Origin of the sequence: Modicisalibacter tunisiensis (genome assembly GCF_020148005.1) — a bacterium.
GTDB classification, from domain to species: domain Bacteria; phylum Pseudomonadota; class Gammaproteobacteria; order Pseudomonadales; family Halomonadaceae; genus Modicisalibacter; species Modicisalibacter tunisiensis.
Genome location: NZ_JAGXFD010000005.1, coordinates 1 through 2701 on the forward strand (window position 1 = coordinate 1; position 2701 = coordinate 2701).

The 2701-nt window shown below is 59.5% G+C and carries 3 protein-coding genes; 2 read left to right on the forward strand and 1 reads right to left on the reverse strand.

The genetic code is table 11. The features are described 5' to 3' along the window. The first annotated feature begins 202 nt into the window (after positions 1 to 202). Positions 203 to 961 carry a pilus assembly protein TadG-related protein gene (locus tag KGQ91_RS16660; RefSeq protein ID WP_224421544.1) on the forward strand — a complete coding sequence of 253 codons (759 nt, stop codon included), beginning with the start codon at positions 203 to 205 and terminating at the stop codon, positions 959 to 961. Next, entirely contained in the window at positions 862 to 1497 is a 636-nt protein-coding gene (locus tag KGQ91_RS16665; RefSeq protein WP_224421545.1) for a hypothetical protein, read from the forward strand. The genes KGQ91_RS16660 and KGQ91_RS16665 overlap by 100 nt, the downstream gene beginning before the upstream one ends. A 70-nt stretch (positions 1498 to 1567) precedes the next feature. Here the strand turns inward: KGQ91_RS16665 and KGQ91_RS16670 are convergent, their stop codons facing one another. Next, the gene (locus tag KGQ91_RS16670) at positions 1568 to 2233 is read right to left on the reverse strand and encodes a helix-turn-helix domain-containing protein (protein ID WP_224421546.1); all 666 of its coding nucleotides are present in this window, start codon (positions 2231 to 2233) and stop codon (positions 1568 to 1570) included. Between the last annotated feature and the right edge of the window lie 468 nt (positions 2234 to 2701).

Genomic DNA, 2701 nt, shown 5'->3' on the forward strand with positions numbered 1-2701 from the left:
TTCTTGAGGATGGCTTCCTTACGTTCTGCGGGGTAACGCACGTTGTTCACCTCTCAATCCGTTTAGGTGACAACTACGTTGAAGCATAGGGCAGGTGACCATCGACTACCCCTACCACTTCCTGCTGTTACCTGACTTTGTCGGCAACCTGGGCGGCATTATCAACCTGAATGCCACAACCGTGATGCGAGCGGAGTGACCCATGACCATTCAACTTTCGGCAAGTTGCTCCGGCGGCCCGACCCTGCACCGACGCCAGCGGGGCGTATCCACCGTGCTGCTGGCGGTGGCACTATTCATGCTACTGGGTTTCGCAGCACTAGCGGTAGATATCAGTAACCTTTACGTGGCACGCAACGAGTTGCACAACGCCGCCGATGCCGGCGCGCTGGCGGGGGTGCGTTACTTGTATGTGAAGGATGGAACCAGGGTCAATGACGGTACCCAGCCCTACGATCCGAGCGACCCAAATGATCCCTACAAGAGTGCCGAGGTTCGAGCAACAGAGGCGGCAAAAGCCAACAAGAGCCAGAGCTCGTCAGTCGAGGTGATCAGTGCACAGCGGGGTCACTGGAGCTTCACCACCCGGACTTTCACGGCTAACCCCTCCCCGGACCCGGTGGATCTATTCTCAAAAACCACCAGCGAGCTGGACATCGACCCCAATTTCATCAACGCCGTGGAGGTAAAGACTGCACGGAGTGAGAGACCGGTGGAATCCCTATTTGGGTGGGCTTTAGGGTTTGATAATTACAAGGTGGGTGCCAAGTCTGTAGCCTATATCGGCTTCGCCGGGTCACTGCGCCCCCACGACGCGGACGAGCCGATCGCCAGGCGCCCGACGGCACCTATGACTGCAGCGTGGGACGTTTCATCCCCGAGGGCGACCAGACCGGCGGCTGGACCAACTTCCAGACCGACGGCAGCGGTGGTGCCAATGCCGGGGAACTCAAGAGCCTGATCTGCGGCGATGGCAACGACAACGAACTGCAGTATGGCGAAGACATCGGTACCAACAACGGCCAGGTCGATGCCGCCTATCAGGCCTTGTATGACTGCTGGAAGGACAAGACCGCCCAGAAGGAGCCGTGGGGGCTGACCCTGCCGGTGATCGACTGCCAGGATGGGGTATCACCCAATAATGAGCTGGTCGGCGCGGTGGAGCTCAACATCGTCTGGATGACGGCCTCCCCGATCAGCAAGATCGATAACCTGCCAAGCAACCAGAACCCCGGCGCGCCCACCGAGATGGCCATCCCGCCGCCGGACACCGACAGTCCATCACCGGGTACCTGGACCAGCAATGACGCCAGCGGCCTGAATCGCTGGAACTCCTTCGTCGACCAGTTCAATCTCCGCAGCGCCGACGATACGCCGGCCGAGTGGCACGACAAGAGCATCTACTTCCTGCCCAGCTGCACCGTGCACGAACCCAAGGGCAACACCGGCGGCGAGAACTACGGCGTTCTGGCCCGGATTCCGGTGCTGGTTCAGTAGAGAGCAAGGCGTGCCGCAGATCAGGACACTGCAACGAAGACGGGCGGCCCGGAAGGCCGCCCTTTCATCATTACTGAGAATGCAGCTCGGCCTCGGTCGAGAGAGGTTCGGCGGTACTCGGGGCGACGGTCGACGTGTTTTCCCGGATTGCCTGACGATAGCGTGAGGGCGGCATACCGACGTAGCGTTGAAAGATACGCGTGAAATAGGACAGGTCGCGAAAGCCCACGGTAAAGCAGACATCGGTTATCGAAGTCCGGGAGTTGACGAGCAGGCGCCTGGCCTCCTCGATACGCCGGGACAGCAAGTATTCCTGGAAGGTCATCTTGGTCATCCGCCGGAAAAGGCGGCTGAACTGAAAGGGGCTCAAGCCGAAAATCTCGGCCACCTCGGCCTGAACGATCTTGTTGTGCAGGTTGGCATCCACATGGGTCAGGGCACGCTCGATGATGGACTTTTCCTCGGGATTGCCGGTATAGCGCTGGCGGGCATCGGGCGGAATGGCATTGGTACTTTCCAGCGTCTGGCGCGTTTTCGTATCCACGCTGCCCTGATTCTGCAGGGCTTCCAGAGTTTCCACCACGCTCAGCAGGCGTTGCGTATCGACGGGCAGGGTGAAGTAATCCCAGACCCGCGTGCGAAAGGCCCAGACGGCCAGGCTCTCGGAATGCGCCTGGGTGATCATCAGCACCGGTACCGCGGGCAGCTGCTGGCGAGTCCGACAGCCCCAGCGCATCCGGGTAGTCGAACTGGAAACAGGCGACGATGGGCGGCTCGCGCTGCATCGCCGGAACGGGGTCCACACCGACGGGAATGAACCTGACCGAGTAGCCACCGGCCTTCAAGGCAGCGACATAATCGCTGGCGGGACTCTCGTTGATATCACGCACCACCACAAGAACATGACCCATGACCATCCCCTCCCCCTGCTCGAGGAATCGTCCTGTCTTTTTATGGGGTTGGAAACACCAACCCAGGCCTGCCCTTCCCTGTCGAAAAACTCCCTGTTCCCCCTTTCCCTCTCCTGATCCGGCGATCCTTCAGGCATCAATGAGCCGCTGGTCAATGACGCTGACCCCTGGATCATCGCAATATGCATAAATTTATAATTAAAGTAACTATTCAGGTGGCTGCGGATGGCATGTCGCCAACCACCTGATTTTTTTGGCATAGTGTGCCTGATCCTTCGGCACGTCTATGCGGT

Excerpts from the sequence above, each read along its gene's own strand:
- KGQ91_RS16670 (WP_224421546.1), bottom strand. The coding sequence starts at position 2,233 with ATGCGCTGGGGCTGTCGGACTCGCCAGCAGCTGCCCGCGGTACCGGTG.
- KGQ91_RS16660 (WP_224421544.1), top strand. The coding sequence starts at position 203 with ATGACCATTCAACTTTCGGCAAGTTGCTCCGGCGGCCCGACCCTGCAC.